General features: G+C 71.4%; 17 protein-coding genes. 14 read left to right on the top strand and 3 right to left on the bottom strand.

Annotated elements, in window-relative coordinates; translation table 11 throughout:
- Positions 1-31 precede the first annotated feature (31 nt).
- The 8 genes from JOD67_RS25810 (at position 32) to hisH (ending at position 9,152) form a co-directional block, all read left to right on the top strand.
- Complete coding sequence (locus JOD67_RS25810) at positions 32-3,274, top strand: ATP-binding protein (protein WP_205120278.1); 3,243 nt, start codon at positions 32-34, stop codon at positions 3,272-3,274.
- 84 nt (positions 3,275-3,358) lie between these two features.
- On the top strand, positions 3,359-4,276 hold the full coding sequence (locus JOD67_RS25805) for a phytanoyl-CoA dioxygenase family protein (RefSeq protein WP_205120277.1): 918 nt from the start codon (positions 3,359-3,361) through the stop codon (positions 4,274-4,276).
- Between the two features lie 243 nt (positions 4,277-4,519).
- A complete protein-coding gene (gene hisD, locus JOD67_RS25800; protein WP_205120276.1) occupies positions 4,520-5,848 on the top strand; it encodes a histidinol dehydrogenase in 1,329 nt (442 codons plus the stop codon).
- Positions 5,841-6,686 (top strand): inositol monophosphatase family protein, encoded by an 846-nt coding sequence (locus JOD67_RS25795; protein WP_205120275.1) that lies wholly within the window; start codon positions 5,841-5,843, stop codon positions 6,684-6,686. Before hisD ends, JOD67_RS25795 begins: the two co-directional genes overlap by 8 nt.
- A complete protein-coding gene (locus tag JOD67_RS25790) occupies positions 6,686-7,768 on the top strand; it encodes a histidinol-phosphate transaminase (RefSeq protein ID WP_205120274.1) in 1,083 nt (360 codons plus the stop codon). Before JOD67_RS25795 ends, JOD67_RS25790 begins: the two co-directional genes overlap by 1 nt.
- Positions 7,765-8,367, top strand: coding sequence for an imidazoleglycerol-phosphate dehydratase HisB (gene hisB / locus JOD67_RS25785; RefSeq protein ID WP_205120273.1), 603 nt, complete (start codon positions 7,765-7,767; stop codon positions 8,365-8,367). The genes JOD67_RS25790 and hisB overlap by 4 nt, the downstream gene beginning before the upstream one ends.
- Positions 8,368-8,514 carry a CG2302 family histidine operon protein gene (locus tag JOD67_RS25780; protein ID WP_205120272.1) on the top strand — a complete coding sequence of 49 codons (147 nt, stop codon included), beginning with the start codon at positions 8,368-8,370 and terminating at the stop codon, positions 8,512-8,514. It begins immediately after the preceding gene.
- Entirely contained in the window at positions 8,511-9,152 is a 642-nt protein-coding gene (gene hisH / locus JOD67_RS25775; RefSeq protein WP_307782551.1) for an imidazole glycerol phosphate synthase subunit HisH, read from the top strand. Before JOD67_RS25780 ends, hisH begins: the two co-directional genes overlap by 4 nt.
- Here the strand turns inward: hisH and JOD67_RS25770 are convergent.
- Together JOD67_RS25770 and JOD67_RS25765 are read right to left on the bottom strand one after the other, a co-directional pair.
- On the bottom strand, positions 9,149-9,547 hold the full coding sequence (locus JOD67_RS25770; protein WP_205120271.1) for a type II toxin-antitoxin system VapC family toxin: 399 nt from the start codon (positions 9,545-9,547) through the stop codon (positions 9,149-9,151). The genes hisH and JOD67_RS25770 overlap by 4 nt on opposite strands.
- Entirely contained in the window at positions 9,547-9,801 is a 255-nt protein-coding gene (locus tag JOD67_RS25765; protein WP_205120270.1) for a type II toxin-antitoxin system VapB family antitoxin, read from the bottom strand. The genes JOD67_RS25770 and JOD67_RS25765 overlap by 1 nt, the downstream gene beginning before the upstream one ends.
- Before the next feature lie 121 nt (positions 9,802-9,922).
- On the opposite strand from JOD67_RS25765, the gene JOD67_RS25760 reads away from it, so the two are divergent.
- Genes JOD67_RS25760 through JOD67_RS25745 form a run of 4 tightly spaced genes read left to right on the top strand, consistent with a single transcriptional unit; the run spans position 9,923 to position 12,970 of the window.
- Positions 9,923-10,438, top strand: a complete 516-nt coding sequence (locus tag JOD67_RS25760; RefSeq protein ID WP_205120269.1) for a SigE family RNA polymerase sigma factor — start codon at positions 9,923-9,925, stop codon at positions 10,436-10,438.
- The gene (locus tag JOD67_RS25755) at positions 10,435-11,550 is read left to right on the top strand and encodes a hypothetical protein (protein WP_205120268.1); all 1,116 of its coding nucleotides are present in this window, start codon (positions 10,435-10,437) and stop codon (positions 11,548-11,550) included. Before JOD67_RS25760 ends, JOD67_RS25755 begins: the two co-directional genes overlap by 4 nt.
- A 14-nt stretch (positions 11,551-11,564) precedes the next feature.
- Positions 11,565-12,638 (top strand): winged helix DNA-binding domain-containing protein, encoded by a 1,074-nt coding sequence (locus tag JOD67_RS25750; RefSeq protein ID WP_205120267.1) that lies wholly within the window; start codon positions 11,565-11,567, stop codon positions 12,636-12,638.
- Positions 12,635-12,970 (top strand): hypothetical protein, encoded by a 336-nt coding sequence (locus JOD67_RS25745; protein WP_205120266.1) that lies wholly within the window; start codon positions 12,635-12,637, stop codon positions 12,968-12,970. Before JOD67_RS25750 ends, JOD67_RS25745 begins: the two co-directional genes overlap by 4 nt.
- On the opposite strand, the gene JOD67_RS25740 is transcribed toward JOD67_RS25745, so the two are convergent.
- Complete coding sequence (locus JOD67_RS25740; protein WP_205120265.1) at positions 12,932-15,022, bottom strand: S9 family peptidase; 2,091 nt, start codon at positions 15,020-15,022, stop codon at positions 12,932-12,934. The two genes, JOD67_RS25745 and JOD67_RS25740, sit on opposite strands and share 39 nt — an antisense overlap.
- Positions 15,023-15,082: 60 nt before the next feature.
- Here JOD67_RS25740 and JOD67_RS25735 point away from each other — a divergent pair, with 60 nt between their 5' ends.
- Both JOD67_RS25735 and priA read left to right on the top strand, forming a co-directional pair.
- Entirely contained in the window at positions 15,083-15,622 is a 540-nt protein-coding gene (locus JOD67_RS25735; RefSeq protein ID WP_307782550.1) for an isochorismatase family protein, read from the top strand.
- Positions 15,619-16,338, top strand: a complete 720-nt coding sequence (gene priA, locus JOD67_RS25730; protein ID WP_205120264.1) for a bifunctional 1-(5-phosphoribosyl)-5-((5-phosphoribosylamino)methylideneamino)imidazole-4-carboxamide isomerase/phosphoribosylanthranilate isomerase PriA — start codon at positions 15,619-15,621, stop codon at positions 16,336-16,338. Before JOD67_RS25735 ends, priA begins: the two co-directional genes overlap by 4 nt.
- The last annotated feature ends 592 nt before the right edge of the window (positions 16,339-16,930 follow it).

The following is a 16,930-nucleotide window of genomic DNA, read 5'->3' as shown; positions in this document are numbered from 1 at the left end:
GGAGTCGGGCACCGTCGTAGGCTGGCTGGCGGTGGTTGCCTTCACGGTGCTCGGCGGGTTCGGAGCGCTGCACGACGGTCGGCCGATCGACCTCGGCGGGCCGCGGCAGCGCTCCGTTCTCGCGCGCCTGCTCGTCGCCCGCGGGCGCGTCCTCCCGGCCGACACGCTCGTCGAGGACGTCTGGCCGCTGGACACCCCGGTGAGCGGCCAGGCCACGCTGCAGACGTACGTCTCCCACCTCCGCCGCGCCCTCGAGCCCGACCGCCAACGACGCGCGCCGGCGACGCTGCTGCTCAGCGTCGCGCCCGGCTACGCCCTGAGGCCGGAGCAGGACGACGTCGACGCCTGGCGGTTCGAGAGCCTCGTCCGCAAGGCCGTCGACGCCCACCCCGTCGAGGCCGCCCGCCTGCTGGACGACGCGATCGCGGTCTGCGCCGGACCGGCCTACGGCGAGTTCTCGAACCACCCCTGGGCGCGCGCCGAGCAGGCACGCCACGACGAGCTCGTCGCCGTCGCCAGGGAACGCCGCGCGGCCGCGTGGCTCGCGCTCGGCAGAGCGGCCGACGCCGTACCCGACCTCGAGGTGTACGTCCGCGAGTACCCGCTCCGCGAGGAAGGCTGGCGGCTCCTCGCCCTCGCGCTCTATCGCGTCGGCCGGCAGGGCGACGCGCTCGGCGCGATCCGGCGCGCGCGGGCCGAGCTCGTCGACGCACTCGGCGTCGACCCCGGCCAGGCCTTGCGCCAGCTCGAGGCGATGGTGCTCGACCACGACCCGCGCCTGCACGAGGAGGAACGCCAGCGCGCCACCGCCGTGAGCAAGGCCGAGTTCGTCGGCCGTACGCAAGAGCTCCAAGCCCTCGCCGCCGCTGCCGAACAGGCCCGAACGTCCAGCGCCGTCGCGCTGATCGCCGGCGAGCCCGGCGCCGGCAAGTCCGCCTTGACGACGCGGTTCGCCGACGAGCTCGCCGACAGCGGTTGGCTGGTCGCGTGGGGGAGTTGCCCCGAGGGCGATGGCGTTCCCGCGGCCTGGCCCTGGACCGAGGTCCTCGGCACCGTGACCACCGCCGAGACGCCCGACGCGACGACAGCCTCCGCCCTCGCGCCCCTCCGCGCGGCAGGCGACGCGGAGACCGCCGACCCGTCCGACGGCAGGTTCCGGCTGCACCACGCCGTCGCGACGTACCTGAACCACGTCGCCACGACCCGCCCGGTCGCGGTCGTCCTCGACGACGTCCACCGCGCCGACACCGAGACGCTCGCGCTGCTCGGCACGGTCACCGACCTCGCCGGGCCGAGGCTACTCGTCGTCGCCACGATGCGACCGAACGAGATCACGCAGGCCCTGCGCGACCTGCTCGCCCGACTCGCCACGAAGCAGCCCGTCCGCCTCGACCTGCACGGCCTCGCCGCGACCGAGGTCCAGCAGCTGGTCGCACAGCTCTCCGGCCGCGCCTGCGACGAGCCGACAGCCCGCAGGCTCGCCGAGCGTACGGACGGAAACCCCTTCTACGTAGGCGAAATCGCTCGCCTCCTCGCGGCCGGCGACGGTGCCGAGAACGCGCTCCCCGCCGGGGTCCGCGATGTCATCCGCCGCCGGATCGACCGCCTCGGGGACGAGACCGGCCGCGTGCTCAACCTCGCCGCGGTCATCGGGCGCGACCTCCCGATCGACGTCCTGCTCGAGGCCGCCGGCACCACGGCGATCGACGCGCTGGAGTCGGCGGTCTCCGCCGGGCTGCTCGTCGAGGCGGGACCGGGACAGCTGCGGTTCGCGCACGTCCTCGTTCGCGACACGCTCTACGAGGAACTGCCGGTCCTGCGCCGTACCCACCTGCACGGCGTCGCCGCGGCCGCACTGCGCACCGTCCGGCCGAACGACCTGGTCGGCCTCGCGCACCACTACGGGCAGGCCCGCGACGCCCGGCCCGCGGTCGACTACGCCCGTGCCGCCGCCGAGCAGACAGCACGGCGGTACGCCTCGCGAGCTGCCGCCGGCCTCTGGCGGCAGGCGCTCGCCGCCCTCGACCACGTCCCAGACGCGACAACGGACGAACGGATCGAGCTGCTCGCCGGCCTGGTCCGCGCCGAGGCGGGCGCCGGCAACGCGATGGCCGCCCGCGGGGCGCGGGCCGACGCGATCAGGCTGGCTGCCGCGACCGGCGACCAGGACCTCGTCGAGCAGGCCGTGACCGCCTGGGACGTGCCGGTCTCGTGGGCCGTCCGCGACTACGCCCAGGTCGACCCCGATACGGCCGGCATCATCTGGGCCGCCGCCGAAGCCGTCCCGCCGGAGGATGCCGAACGCCGCAGCCGGCTGCTCGCCTGTTACGTGATCGAGACCGAGGGCAACGACGAACGGTCCGGGTTCGCCGCCGCCGAAGCGCTCCGGCTGGCACGTACGACGGACAAGCCCGAGCTCGTCGCGCTGGCCCTCAACGCTTGGTACTACTGGACCCAGGGTGAGATCAGGCCGACCGAGCACGGCGAGACCGGAGCCGAGCTGGTCGAGCTCGGCCACCGGACGCAGCAGGTCGGCTACCGCGTCCTCGGGCACATCGCGAGCATGCAGGCCGCCGCCACCCGCGGCGACCTCGACACCGCATCGCGGCACGCGGCGACCGTCCAGCTGCTCGCCGAGGACCACGAGCTCGGTGGCCCGGCCGCGGAGATGAAGCTGTTCGAGGCGATGCGGCTGGTCGTCCAGGGCCGGCTTGAGGAGGCCGCCGCGAAGTACGACGAGGCGTGCGACCGGCTGCGCGAGATCGGGTCGTTCAACGCCGAGGACGTGCGCTGGATCTGCCGGTACACCGTGGCGTACGTGGCGGGCCGGCTCGCCGACCTGGCCGACTCGATCCAGCCGATGGTCGAGCGCTACCCGGAGGTGGCGCGCGACCCGTACACGCTGATCCTGCTCGCGCAGGGCCGGGTCGAGGAGGCGCGCCAGGTCTGGCGACCGGACGGGCCGATCCGGCACGACTACTTCCGGCTGATGTTCCTCGCGCTCCGGGCGGAGTGCGCGATCGCCCTCGGCGACGCCGACGCCGCCGCGAAGCTGTACGACACGCTGGAGCCGTACACCGGGCTGCTCGCCGGCGCGAACAACGGCGCATTCCCGGTCGCGCCGGTCGACCAGCAACTCGGCGGCCTCGCGCTGGTGCTCGGGCGGTCCGACGACGCCCGTGCGCACTTCGGCGTGGCGCTCGACCTGGCCCGGAAGGTCGGGTCGCCGATCTGGGTGCGGCAGGCGCAGGCTGGTCTGTCAGAATGCGGCTGAGCGAGTGTCGAATTTTGCGCAACCAACGTTTCTAAATTAGCGTCCCTCCCAAGAAGAGACCGCGATGAGAAGAGGGGGTCTGGCGTGACTGCAGCGCCATACGCCGACGCAAACACGGGTTACGAGCCGATCGACGACACGGCCCGCAAGGAGTTCGAGACCCAGGGGTTCTTGCTGCTCCGCAACGTGCTGACCGAGGACCATCGGGCCGCTCTCGAAGAGGCGATGGACCGCGTGTACGCCGAGGAGGGCGAGCGCGGCACGCACAAGCCCGACGGCACGCTGCACCTGCTCGGGTTCCTGACCCGCGACCCGCTGTTCGGCCAGCTGCTCGACCACGGCCCGACGTTCCGGTACATCTGGGGCCTGGCCGGCTGGAACGTCTACACGCACCACAACCACCTCGATGTCACCCCGCCGCAGGGCCCGGAGACGGGCAAGCCGATCTGGGGTTGGCACCAAGATGGCTACCGGCAGAACTCCGACCCGGAGGTCAACGGCCAGCCCGAGCTGCCGCGGCCGATGTTCTCGCTGAAGATCGCGTACGTGATCTCCGACCTGGCCGAGACCAACCGCGGCGCGACGCTGGTGGTCCCGGGTAGCCACCTGTCGAACTCCTTCGCCCGCCCCCAGGGCGAGTGGGACGGCGTCACGCGTCCCGAGGGCGCGCTGGAGATCACCGCGAACCCGGGCGACGCGTTCATCTTCGACCGCCGCCTGTGGCACTCGCGGTCGCAGAACGTGTCCGACGTCACGCGGAAGATGCTGTTCGTCGGCTACACGTACCGCTGGATCCGCCCGCTCGACGACATGCCGTACGAAGAGTCCGGCGAGTGGTTCCAGGGCCTCACCCCGGTGCAGCGGCAGATCGCGGGCGCGTCGCCGTCCACGGCGAACCGCTGGGGCATCAACTGGAACGGCTACATCGACGACGAGATCCCGGTCCGCAAGGAGCTCAAGACCCGCGGGCTCCTCGACCGCTCGATCCCATACCTGCGGTAGTCGACCGCCCTTCGCGCCTGCACTGAGGTTGGGTCGGGGGCACCCTTGTCCCATAGGTTGGGACAAGGGTGCCCCCGACCCAGTTCTCTGGGACCCACTCCCGCGCGCGCCCGAACTGGAACGTTCTGGTACCCGGCAAGCGCCTTCCGCGTTCCAGAACGTTCCAGTTGACGTGGGAGCGTGCCCATCCTGGGCCGTATTCCAGTGGCCGACCCACCCGGTCGGTTTCGTAGACTCGACGACGTGATCCGTCGACTCGACCTTCGAGGTCGCCTCGCCACTGGCGAGCGCCTCGACTACCGCGCCCTCGTTCCGCGCGCCGAGCTCGCCCTCGAGGAAGCCCTCGACGGCGTCCGGCCGATCCTCGAGGACGTGCGCCATCGCGGGGTCGAGGCGCTGCTGGAGTACGCGGAACGGTTCGACGGCGTCAAGCTCGCCAGCGTCCGCGTGCCGCCGCAGGCGATCACCGGCGCGCTCGAGACGCTGGACGCCGACGTGCGGGCCGCGTTCGAGGAGTCGATCGCCCGCCTCCGTGCGGTGAGCGAACGCGAGCGCGAGCAGGACACCACGGTCGACGTCGTTCCCGGCGGCACGATCACCAACCGGCTCGTCCCGTACACGCGGGTCGGCGTCTACGCACCCGGCGGCCTCGCGCCGCTCGCGTCCAGCGTCGTGATGACCGTCGTACCCGCGCAGATCGCAGGCGTCGGCTCGATCGCGCTCGCGAGCCCGCCGCAGAAGGACTACGGCGGCCTGCCGCACCCGACGATCCTCGCCGTCTGCGCGCTGCTCGGCGTCGACGAGGTCTACGCGGTCGGCGGTGCCGGCGCGGTCGCGATGTTCACGTACGGCGTCGACGGCTGCGAGCCGGCGGACTTCATCGCCGGCCCCGGCCGCATCTCCACCGTCGCGGCGAAGCGCCTGGTCAGGGGCATCGTCGGCATCGACTCCGAGGCCGGTCCGACCGAGATCGCGATCCTCGCCGACGAGAGCGCCGATCCCGCGTACGTCGCCGCGGATCTGATCAGCCAGGCCGAGCACGACCCGATGGCCGCGAGCGTGCTCGTCACGCCGGACGAGTCGCTCGCCGACGCGGTGGTCAAGGAGCTCGAGCTGCAGGTCGAGGCCACCAAGCACCTCGGCCGGATCCAGGCCGCGCTCGCCGGCGAGCAGTCCGGTGTCGTGCTCGTCGACGACCTCGAGCAGGGCCTCGCCGTCGTCGACGCGTACGCGGCCGAACACCTCGAGATCCACACCGTCGACGCCGCGCGGTGGGCGAGCCGCGTACGGAACGCCGGCGCGATCTTCGTCGGCGCGTGGGCGCCGGTCTCGCTCGGCGACTACGCGGCCGGCTCCAACCACGTGCTGCCCACTGGCGGCTGCGCGTGCCACTCGTCCGGCCTGTCCGTGCGCAGCTTCCTCAAGGCCGTGCACGTGATCGAGTACGACCAGGCAGCCCTCCGCGACGTCGAGCCGCACGTCAGCGCGCTCGCCGACGCCGAGGACCTGCCGGCGCACGGCGCCGCCGTACGCATCCGCTTCGCGAGAGAAGGCGACCAGCCCGGTGACTGACCCGGCCTCTGCCGAGACCCCCGAGAGCCCCGAGAGCCCCGAGAGCCCCGAGAGCCCCGAGACCGCCACGTTCCACGCCGACCTTCGCGACCTCGCGCTCGCGGCCGCCCAGGTCGGCGCGCACGCGATCCTGCGCGAGCTGCGGCGCGGCGACCTCCGCGTCGAGACCAAGGCGCACGCGGCCGACTTCGTCACGACAGCTGACCAGGCCGCCGAGGTCGCGGTGCTCGGGCTGATCCGTTCGGCCCGCCCGGACGACGCGATCCTCGCCGAGGAGTCGGGCAGCCACGCGGGAACGAGCGGCGTCCGCTGGCTGGTCGACCCGCTCGACGGCACGATGAACTTCGTCCACGGCCGCCGCGACTACGCGGTCTCGGTGGGCGTCGAGCACGAGGGCTCGATCGTGGCCGGCGCGATCGTCCGGCCGGCCGACGGCGACTGGGCCGCCGCCGGCGGTGGCGAGGCGGTGGCACGCGACGCGACGCCGCGCGTCTCGGTCGCCTCCGACCTGACCGACTCGCTTGTCGGCATCGGCCTGCCCAGCCCGATGGAGCAGCGCGTCCGGGTGCACGGGATGCTCGGCGAGCTCATGTACCGCGCCCGCGACTACCGGCGGACGGGATCGTCGGCGTGCGAGATGCTCTCGGTCGCGACCGGTGCGCAGGAGGGCTACCTCGGCTTCGGCGTCAACATCTGGGACGTGGCCGCGGGCATCGCGTTGGTCGAGGAGGCCGGCGGTACGACGCAGTGGCTGACCACCGCGAGCGGCATCGAGGTGCTCGTCGCCGGTACGCCTGGCGTGGTCGACGCGCTCGTCGAGCTGGCGAAGGTCGTCTGATGGGCCTCACGTTCGACGACCTGCCGCTGCGGCCCGAGTTGCGCGGCGAGGAGCCGTACGGTGCGCCGCAGCTCGACGTTCCCGTTCTGCTCAACGTCAACGAGAACCCGTACCCGCCGTCGGAGCGCATCGTCGCCGACATCGCGTCCGCCGTCGCCGAGGCCGCGCGGTCGCTGAACCGCTACCCGGACCGGGAGGCGTGGGCGCTGCGGCAGGACCTCGCCGCGTACCTGGGGCACGACCTCACGGCCGCGCAGGTGTGGGCGGCGAACGGGTCGAACGAGGTCATGCTGCACCTGCTGCTGGCGTTCGGCGGACCTTCGCGGGTCGCGCTCTCGTTCGCGCCGACGTACTCGATGTACCCGGAGTACGCGCGCGACACCCTGACGACCTGGATCACCGGGCGGCGGGCCGACGACTTCACGATCGACGTCGAGCACGCGGTCGCGCAGATCAAGCAGCACGCGCCGTCGGTCGTGCTGCTGGCGTCGCCGAACAACCCGACCGGGACGGCGCTGCCGCTGTCGCTGGTCGAGGCGGTCTGCGACGTCGCGCCCGGTGTGGTGGTCGTCGACGAGGCGTACGGGGAGTTCCGCCGCGACGGGACGCCGAGCGCGCTGTCTCTGCTGCCGCGGTTCCCGAAGCTCGCGGTGAGCCGGACGATGTCGAAGGCTTTCGCCTTCGCTGGTGGACGATTGGGCTATCTCGCGGCCGACTCGGTGGTGGTCGACGCGCTGCGGATCGTGCGGCTGCCGTACCACCTCTCGGCAGTCACGCAGGCCGTCGCGCGCGCCGCGCTGCGCAACGCCGACGAGCTGCTCGCCCGGGTGGCCGAGCTGCGCGTGCGGCGGGACGAGACCGTGCTGTGGCTGCGTTCGCTGGGATTGGTCGCGGCGGACTCGGACGCGAACTTCGTTCTTTTCGGCACGTTTCCCGATCGCCACGCGGTCTGGCAAGGTCTCCTTGACAGGGGCGTGCTGATTCGCGAGACCGGTCCGGACGGCTGGCTTCGCGTGTCGATCGGAACGGCCGACGAGATGGCGGCGTTCCGGGCCGCGCTTCAGGAGGTGCTGGGCTCATGAGTACGCGTACCGCGCGGATCGAACGCGAGACCAAGGAAAGCAAGATCGTCGTCGAGCTCGACCTCGACGGCTCCGGCCGGGTGAACGTGTCGACGGGGGTGCCGTTCTACGACCACATGCTCGACCAGCTCGGGCGGCACGGGTTGTTCGACCTGACCGTGCAGGCCGAGGGCGACGTGCACATCGACGCGCACCACACGGTCGAGGACACCGCGATCGTGCTGGGGCAGGCGTTCCGGCAGGCGCTGGGGGACAAGCGCGGCATCCGGCGGTTCGCTGACGCGACCGTGCCGCTGGACGAGGCGCTGGTGCAGGTCGTCGTCGACGTGGCGGGGCGGCCGTACTGCGTGCACACCGGCGAGCCGGAGGGGCAGGAGTACGCGATGATCGGCGGGCACTTCACCGGCGCACTGACGCGGCACGTGCTCGAGTCGTTCGCGTTCCACGCCGCGTTGTGTCTGCACGTCCGGGTGTTGGCGGGGCGCGATCCGCACCACATCGTGGAGGCCCAGTTCAAGGGGCTGGCGCGGGCTTTGCGATCCGCCGTCGCTCTGGACCCGCGGGAGACTGGTGTGCCTTCGACCAAGGGTGCGTTGTAGATGCAGTACGTGTGGTTCGCGCTCGCCGGGCTGAGTGCTGGCGGGATCATCGCGATGCGGCAGCAGAAGCGGCCTTGGTGGGTGCTGGTCGTTTTCGCCTTGCTGGCTGTGGCTTTCGTGTGGTTCGGGTTGCGGGAGTCGTCGTGAGCGTCGGTCCGTCGGTGGTGGTACTCGACTACGGGTCGGGCAACCTGCGTTCGGCCGAGCGTGCGTTGGCGCGGGTGGGCGCTTCGGTGACGGTGACGTCCTCGTACGCCGACGCGTTGGCCGCTGACGGGCTCGTGGTGCCGGGGGTCGGCGCGTACGCGGCCTGCATGGAGGGGCTGCTCTCGGTCCGCGGCAACGAGCTGATCGGCCGCCGCCTAGCGGGTGGGCGTCCGGTGCTGGGGATCTGTGTGGGGATGCAGATCCTGTTCGAACGTGGGGTCGAGCACGGCGTCTCGACCGACGGCTGCGGCGAGTGGCCGGGGACCGTGTCGCGGCTGGAAGCCCCGATCGTTCCGCACATGGGTTGGAATGTGGTCGAGCCGCCGGTGGGGTCGGAGCTCTTCGCCGGGGTGGAGTCGGAGCGCTTCTACTTCGTCCACTCGTATGCGGCGCGGTCGTGGTCGCTCGAGGCCTCTGGCCCGTTCAAGCCCCCGCTGGTGACGTGGACGCCGTACGACACCGACCGCTTCGTGGCCGCCGTGGAGAACGGCCCCCTGTGCGCCACCCAGTTCCACCCCGAGAAGTCCGGCGACGCCGGCGCCCAACTGCTGTCGAACTGGCTCAAGACGATCCGCTAGCCCGGAAGCCGCACCGTGTCGATGTCGGTCCGGCCGAAGTCCTTGCCCTTGTAGAGCAACGGCTCGCCGCTGACCTTGGCGAGCGCGTACGCGAAACAGTCGCCAAAGTTCAGCCCGGCCGGGTGAATCCCCTTGCCGTACTTGCGGTAGGCGGCCCGCGCCACCTCGGCCTGATCAGGATGAACGGCGACGAGATCCACCGTGGCCCGATGGAGCCAAAGGTCCAGCTCCCGCCCGCCGGGCTCACCGAAGCGGCGCTCGATCACGATCGCGGTCTCGACGTAGGAGGCTGTCGACATCAGCAGGACGGTGTCGTCCTCGATCGCTGCTTCGAATCGCTCCGCGTCCGGCTCGTTGCCGAGCATGGCAACCATGGCGGAGGTGTCGATCACCATCAGGTGGGCAGCCCGTCCTCGTCGTAGCCGATGATCTCGTCGGCTGTCCGGTGGTCGAGCACGGGTAACGCCGCACAGCGCTGCCTGATCGCCGCGAGCTCCTCTCGTAGTGGCACAACCCGCGCGCGCCCGGTCTGTCGGGCGAGTCGCTCGCGCAGGGCGATCACCACGGCCTCGGTCAGCGTCTCGCCAGTCTTCGCCGCGAGCTCACGAGCGAGCCGATCCGCCTCAGGATCCTTGATGCTCAACGCCACGTCGAGATTCTATACCCATTGGCACTTTCTATACACCACTCCTCGACGTCAATTGACGGCTCCGCCAACTCAACCTTTTGCCGCTTCTCGAGGGTCTGGGAGGGTGACGAGGGGAGGCTGGGTGGACTCGCAGGATGAGGAGACGTTCCGCGCGTTCGTGACCGCGCGCTGGCAGGCGCTGGTCCGGGTGGCGTTCCTGCTCGTGGGCGACCACGGCTACGCGGAGGACCTGGTGCAGACCGCGCTCGCCCGTACGCATCGGCACTGGCGGCGCATCGAGCGGAAGGACGCGCCGGAGGTGTACGTGCGGCGGGTGCTGATCAACCTCGCCAACTCCCACTGGCGGCGCCGCCTCAGGCTGCGCGAGGTCTTCGCGACGCCCGAACGAGCGGCTGCCGACCCGACCTTGGCGCACGACCAGCGCGACGAGCTGTGGACGGCGCTCAGCACACTCCCGCCCCGGACCCGCGCGGTGCTCGTGCTGCGGTACTTCGAGGACCTCACCGAAGCCCAGATCGCCGACGCCCTGGGCTGCTCGGTCGGCACCGTGAAGAGCACGGCGTCCCGAGGCCTCGCGAGATTGCGCGAGACGTACGCACCAGCTCTGCCCGAAGTGAACGGAGGTGTCAGCGCATGACCACGCCCGTCGAGAACGACCTGCGCGCCGAGCTCGCCCGCCGCGCCGACACGGTCCCGGTCCGTTCGGACCCGTACGGCCTGGTGACCGCGCGCGTAGCCACCAGCCGCCGGCGCCGCCTGATCGCCACCGCGGTCACGGCCGCCCTCGTCCTCCTCGCCGGCATCCTCAGCGCGCCCGTGGTGACCAAGCTCACCGGCCCCGACGTCTCCCCGGTCGAGTCGCCCGCGACCTGGCCGGCGCGCGGCGAGCTCGCCGACGACCCCGGCGTCCGGGCCTACCTCAGCCGCCTCTACAAGGATGACGCGGAGGATCTGCAGATCCTCTTCGCGGGCGACGTGGCAGACCGCCGCTACGTCATCGTCCGATCCGTCGGCGACCCCGCGATCCTCGCCCTGATCTCACCTGCCGGTACCTACGCCGACAAACCATCGGGCGGGATCGTCAACGGAGTCCCTGGCCAGACCGCCTGGGCGTTCGTCGACCGGCGGAAGGCGGACGGGCCGACGACGGTGTTCCTCGTGGCCGCGCCCGGGATGGAGACCGCCGAGTACTCCGCGGCTCCGATCGTCGACGAGGACGGCCGGATGGTTCGGGACTGGGAGCGGATGGAACGCGAGGACGACGGGGTGTTCCTCGCCCAGTCGCGGTCCGATCCGTCCTGGTTGTTCCGGACCCGTGCCGCGAAGGACGGGCAGGTGGAGGTCGATGTCGACGCCGACTTCCCCATGTCCCGCGCGCCCGTCCCGAGTGCCCGCTTGATGGCGTTGGCGGCGGACGCGGCACCCGAGCAGGATCTGCCCAAGCTCGCCGATGCCCTCCTCCAGCTCGAGCGCCAACACCTCGGCGTGGGCGCCATCACCACGGTGTCGGTGCGGTGGCGAGACCAGAAGACCCCGACAGATCTCTACGCCGGGATCGCGCTCGACGTCACGGGCGGCGGCTCCGTCGAACTGGTGGTCAAGGACGACGGCAACTTCTTCGAGGCGCGCCCGGTCGCACGCGGTCAGGCCTGGAAGCAGACCCCGGCACCGGGCACGTACCCGCGCGACGCGCCCAAGCCGAGTGACGTCCTCGACGTACCGTCCACCGTGGGGGAGCGGCTGCGCTAATAGGCTCCTCGCTCATGGCCGGTCCGATCCTCACCAGCGAGCAGCTGGGGCGCGCGACGTTGGCGCGCCAGTTGCTGCTGGAGCGACGGCCGACCCCGGTGAAGCGGGCGGTGGCGCGGCTGGCCGGAGTGAACGCTCAGGGGACCGAGCAGCCCTACCTCTCGCTGCTCGCCCGCGTCGACTGCTTCCAGCCCGGTACGGTCGTCCGCCTGCTCCGCCGCCGCGAGCTCGTTCGGGCGACGGGCATCCGCGGCACGCTTCACCTGCACACTGCCGACGACTTCCTCGCCTGGCGCCGGGCGCTCGCCCCGGTGATCGAACGCGTCGCACGGAACGACAACTCCCGCGACTTCCAGACGCTCGACCTCGACGCCCTGCTCGCGGCCGCACGACAGCTCTTCGACGAACGCCCACGCACCCGTGCCGAGTGGATCGAGGAGCTCGCGCCGTTCGCCGAGCAAGCCCGACGCAAGGACAGCGTCGGACTCGTCGTCCGAGCCTTCCTCCCACTCGTCCAGCTCCCGCCCGCCGGCGAGTGGGGGAGTAGCGAGGCGCCGGCGTACCAGCTCGCCGAGACCTGGCTCAAGCGCCCGCTCGGGCCGGCTGACGAAGGGCTGCGCAGCCTCGTGCTCCGCTATCTCGCCGCGTTCGGCCCCGCCACCTGGAAGGACCTGCAGTACTGGTCCGGCCTCACCGGACTCCGCGAGGTTCTCGAGAAGCTCCAACCCCGCTTGCGCATTCTGCACGACACCGTCGGACGGGAGTACTTCGACGTGCCTCGCGCCCCGCTCCCCGACAAGAGCATCAAAGCGCCGCCGCGGCTGCTGCCGGCGCTCGACAACCTGTTGTACGCGCACGACGACCGCTCCCGGTTCATCGAGACCGACGCACCGTACGATCGCCGCCGCGCGGTCAACACGTTCCTGCTGCACGGCCGCGTCGCCGGCACCTGGACGATCGAGCGCGATCGGCTCGCGCTGCACCCGTTCGACACGATTCCGCGCAACCAGCGGGCACCGTTGCGTGCCGAAGCCGAACGGGTGTTGACGTTCCTCGCCCACGAGACGATCACGGTGGACCTGCCATGAGCAAGGAACGTCAACGCCGCCGAGAGGAACGCGAACGCCTGCAGGCGATCGCGGCCGCGAAACGCGAACGCCAGGTCGCCAGGCGCCGCAAGCGTCAGCAGACCGTGAAGGCCGTTCGCGACGCCCTGCCGAGGCGCACCAAGTGGAGCGTCCAGCAGGGCCGGCTCGCCGACAAGCGCAGACGCCGCGCGGGCCTGCTGATCGCGATCTTCCTCGTCGCGCAGGTCCTCACCTGGCTGCTGACCCCGAACTGGTACGCCCGCGGCGCCGCGGTCATCGTCGGCCTGTTCGCGCTACCGGTCGCCTGGACGCTGTTCTTCCGTAAGTCCTAAAGATCGGCGCAGGAACTCCACCTGCAGCAGCATGTGCTGCGCGCCGCCGGCCATGTGCGTCACGCCGGAGAGCGGCAGCACCTCGTGCGGCTTGCCGGCCGCCAGCAGCGCGGACGACAGCCGCAGCGTGTGCGCCGCGACCACGTTGTCGTCCGCGAGCCCGTGCACCAACATCAGCGGCCGGGACAGCCGTGCCGCGTCGGGCATGACCGAGGAACGGTCGTACGCCTCCGGGTTCTGCTCCGGATGCCCGAGGTAGCGCTCCTGCCAGTGCGTGTCGTACAGCCGCGCGTCGGTCACCGGCGCACCCGCGACCGCGGCGTGGATCACGTCCGGCCGGCGCAGCACCATCGCCGCCGCGAGCGTGCCGCCGTACGACCAGCCGCGGACCCCGACGCGGTCCAGGTCGAGGTCGGGGTACAACGCCGCCACCGCGTGCAGCCCGTCGACCTGGTCGGTCACGGCATGGCTGATCTTGTCGCCGTAGATCGACTTCTCCCACGACGGCGAACGACCGGGCGTCCCGCGGCCGTCGATCGTGACCACGACGAACCCGTGCTCGGCGAACCACTGCGACGTCAGGTGATGCCGGGACAGTGCCGCGACCACGAGCTGGGCACCGGTACCGGCGTACGGGCTGAGCAGTACCGGCAGCTTGCCGGACCCGCGCTCGTACCAGCTCGGCCAGAACACCATCGCCGGCAGCCCGCGCTCGCCGACCGACAGCAGCTCGGCCCGCGGCGTCAACACGGGCTTGGCGCCGTGCGAGACGAGCTCGGCGGCAGGCGAACCGTCGCGTACGACCAAGGTCCGCACGCCGTCCATCGTTCGCTCGACGACCACCGTCGTCCCGCCTGCCCGCTGCCCGGTGAAGACGCCGACGCCCTCGCTGACCTGCTGGACGCCGTCGGCCGCGGAGTAGGTATAGAGGTGCGTCTGCGGCTGCTCGGGCGAGGCCGCGAACAGCACCGTCTCCCCGTCGACCGAGCAGATCTCCCTGACATGCAAGCCGATCGGCGTCACCAGCTCACCGTCGATCACGAGCCGCCTCGTGTCGTCGGCGTCCCTCGTCCACACGAGCGCGCCGCTCGACGTGCGCGCCGGCGCGCCGCCGACGAGCTCCCACCAGGCGTCGTCGTGGTCCTCGTGGACGAGGTCGGTCTGTCCGGTCGCCGGATCCACCGCCAGCACCTGGACCGTGCGCTGGTCGCGGCTCTGCACGAGCACCAGCAGACCGGTCCCTGTCCAGGTCACCGCGACGACGTACTCGAACGCCGCCCGGTCCCACCCGACCTCGACGCGAGCGCCGGTCAGGTCGACGAGGTGGAGCGAGACGTCGGCGTTCGGAGTGCCGGCGGCCGGGTACGCCATGACCTGCGGCGGCTTCGCCGGGTTGGCCGGGTCGGCGATGTACCAGCGTTGTACGGGCGCGGTGTCGACGCGCGCGACCAGCAGCCGCTGCCCGTCGGGAGACCACCAGAAGCCGCGGTACCGGTCCATCGACTCGCCCGCGACGTGCTCGGCGAGCCCGTACGTGACCTCCTCGCCGTCCGGTTCGAGCAGCGCCCGGTCCCCGTCGCCGTTGGCGCCGATCACACGGAGCGCGCCGTGGCTGACGTACGCGACGTGCCGGCCGGTCGGGTCGGGCCGCGGGTCGACCACGCCTTCCGCGGCGGGCAGCGGGTTGCCGCCGTTCCCGTCCACGAGGTCGGCGGTCCACAACGTGCCGCCCAGTGCGAACGCCGCGAGCCGGACGTCGGCATCGGTTGCGTAGTTGACCACGCCGCCTCCCGACTGCCGCGCGCGCTCCCGGCGAGCGCGTTCCTCCGGCGGCAGGTCGGCGTCCGCGTCGGCGCTGGCGGTGAAGACCAGGCGCTCGGTGCCGGTGGCGACGTCGTACGACCGCAGGCTGGCGCGCGAGTCCGTGCCGCTGTCCGAACGGAGGAACACGACGCGGGCGCCGTCGGGGGAGATGGTGAACGACTTGGGGTGGCCGAGGGTGAGGCCGCGGGTCTTGGCGATCTGTTCGATGAGCTGCTCGGTGGTCACCATGGAGAGGTATCACAGGTTGGTCCCGTCAGGATGTCGTTAGCCGGCTGTAGGTTGGGACTCGTGACCGAACTCGATCTCGATCCCGCGACCACCGCGCTCGTGCTCATCGACCTGCAGGTCCGGCTCGTGACTCGTCCCTTCGAGCCGCGATCCGGCGCCGAGGTCGTCGATGCCGGGCGCCAGTTGGCTGACGCGTTCCGCACCGCTGCGGCGCCGGTCGTCCTCGTCCGCGCGGTGCGACCGGTGCCGATGGACTTCTCGTCGCCGGACGATCCGCAGAACCAGGTGGTGCCAGAGCTGGGGACGCCGGATGTGCTGATCACCAAGCACACCTGGGGCGCGTTCCACCAGACACCGCTCGACTCGGCGCTGCGTGAGCGTGGGATCGACACGATCGTTCTCGGCGGCGTCGCGACGAACATGGGGGTCGAGTCGACCGCGCGGGCGGCGGACGAGCACGACTACCGGCTGGTGTTCGTGGAGGACGCGATGAGCGGGCTCGCCGCGGACGAGCACGCCTTCGCGGTCGCGCGGATGTTCCCGCTGCTCGGCACGGTGACGACGACCGCGGCGGTCGTCGCTAGGCTCTCGGGATCATGAGCTTGGACCTTCTTCCCGCTGTCGATGTCGCTGCTGGCAAGGCCGTTCAGCTGGTGCAGGGCGTGGCCGGCACCGGCGGTCAGTACGGCGACCCGTTGGAGGCGGCGCGCAACTGGGAGCGCCGCGGTGCGCAGTGGGTGCACCTCGTCGATCTGGACGCCGCGTTCGGTCGTGGCGAGAACCGCGCCTTGCTGGCGCGGGTGATCGACTCCTTGTCGGTTGCCGTGGAGCTCTCGGGTGGGCTGCGCGACGACGCCGCGCTGTCGTGGGCGATGAGCACGGGGTGCCGGCGGGTGAACCTCGGCACCGCGGCGCTGGAGAACCCGGAGTGGTGCGCGAAGGCGATCGCCACGTACGGCGACCGGGTGGCGGTCGGCCTCGACGTCAAGGGCCGAACGTTGGCGGCGCGCGGGTGGACACGTACCGGCGGCGACCTCTTCGAGACGCTGGCGCGGCTGGACTCGGAGGGGTGCGCGCGCTACGTGGTGACGGACGTCGACAAGGACGGCATGCTGCAGGGCCCGAACCTCGAGCTGCTGCGCTCGGTCTGCGCGGCGACGTCCGCGCCGATCGTGGCGAGCGGCGGCATCTCCACCCTCGACGACCTCCGCGCGATCGCCGCCCTCGTCCCGGACGGGGTGGAGGGGGCGATCGTCGGCACCGCGTTGTACGAGGGCGCCTTCACGTTGGAGGACGCGCTCGCCGCGGTGGCCTGACTGAGTCGGCCCATGCGCCAGGTGCCCTCGAGGCCGCCGTGATCATGATGGTGATCGTGAAGCCGAACTGGTCGTATACGGCGGGTTTGCCTTCATGATCACGGTTGGGTGGCGCGGCGGGTGCGGGTGGTGCGGGTCGGGTTCTTGGCGAAGCTCTTCTGGGTCTGGTGCTCTGTTGGTGCGGTGTTCGCTGAGAGCTCTCCGGGCGTTTGGCGCTGTCCGTGGGCTGTTGCGGCGGTCGAGTGTGGTGGCCGGTCCGGGGCGCGTCAAGGGCGCCTCCCTGGGGGCGCTTCGCGCAGAACGAGAGAGGCGTCGCTTCGCGATCTTCGACCCTTGACTCGCCCCGGCCCGGCCACCTGTTTTTCACGCGCCGCCCCTGCCCCCGGGAACGGGTGCCCGGGCCAGGTTCCTTCTTGCTGGGGTTTGTTGCCGTGCTTGGGCTTCTTGTTGGCCCTCGGTCTCTTGTGGTTTCGATGGAGCCGGGGGTTCCGTCCGCTCTGGGTTTGAATGAAGGGCACCTTCATTCAATAGGTTCGAATGAAGGTGCCCTTCATTCAAAACGCTACGGGGAGGCTGCCCCTCGATGAGCCCT

It is taken from the genome of Tenggerimyces flavus, assembly GCF_016907715.1.
Taxonomy (GTDB): Bacteria; Actinomycetota; Actinomycetes; order Propionibacteriales; family Actinopolymorphaceae; genus Tenggerimyces; species Tenggerimyces flavus.
The sequence above is the reverse complement of the archived record's forward strand: the minus strand, read 5'-3'. Positions and strand labels throughout refer to the sequence as shown.

Excerpts from the sequence above, each read along its gene's own strand:
- priA (WP_205120264.1), top strand. The coding sequence starts at position 15,619 with ATGAGCTTGGACCTTCTTCCCGCTGTCGATGTCGCTGCTGGCAAGGCC.
- JOD67_RS25740 (WP_205120265.1), bottom strand. The coding sequence starts at position 15,022 with ATGGTGACCACCGAGCAGCTCATCGAACAGATCGCCAAGACCCGCGGC.
- JOD67_RS25780 (WP_205120272.1), top strand. The coding sequence starts at position 8,368 with ATGCAGTACGTGTGGTTCGCGCTCGCCGGGCTGAGTGCTGGCGGGATC.
- hisB (WP_205120273.1), top strand. The coding sequence starts at position 7,765 with ATGAGTACGCGTACCGCGCGGATCGAACGCGAGACCAAGGAAAGCAAG.
- JOD67_RS25745 (WP_205120266.1), top strand. The coding sequence starts at position 12,635 with ATGAGCAAGGAACGTCAACGCCGCCGAGAGGAACGCGAACGCCTGCAG.
- JOD67_RS25750 (WP_205120267.1), top strand. The coding sequence starts at position 11,565 with ATGGCCGGTCCGATCCTCACCAGCGAGCAGCTGGGGCGCGCGACGTTG.
- JOD67_RS25770 (WP_205120271.1), bottom strand. The coding sequence starts at position 9,547 with ATGGTGATCGACACCTCCGCCATGGTTGCCATGCTCGGCAACGAGCCG.
- JOD67_RS25755 (WP_205120268.1), top strand. The coding sequence starts at position 10,435 with ATGACCACGCCCGTCGAGAACGACCTGCGCGCCGAGCTCGCCCGCCGC.
- JOD67_RS25790 (WP_205120274.1), top strand. The coding sequence starts at position 6,686 with ATGGGCCTCACGTTCGACGACCTGCCGCTGCGGCCCGAGTTGCGCGGC.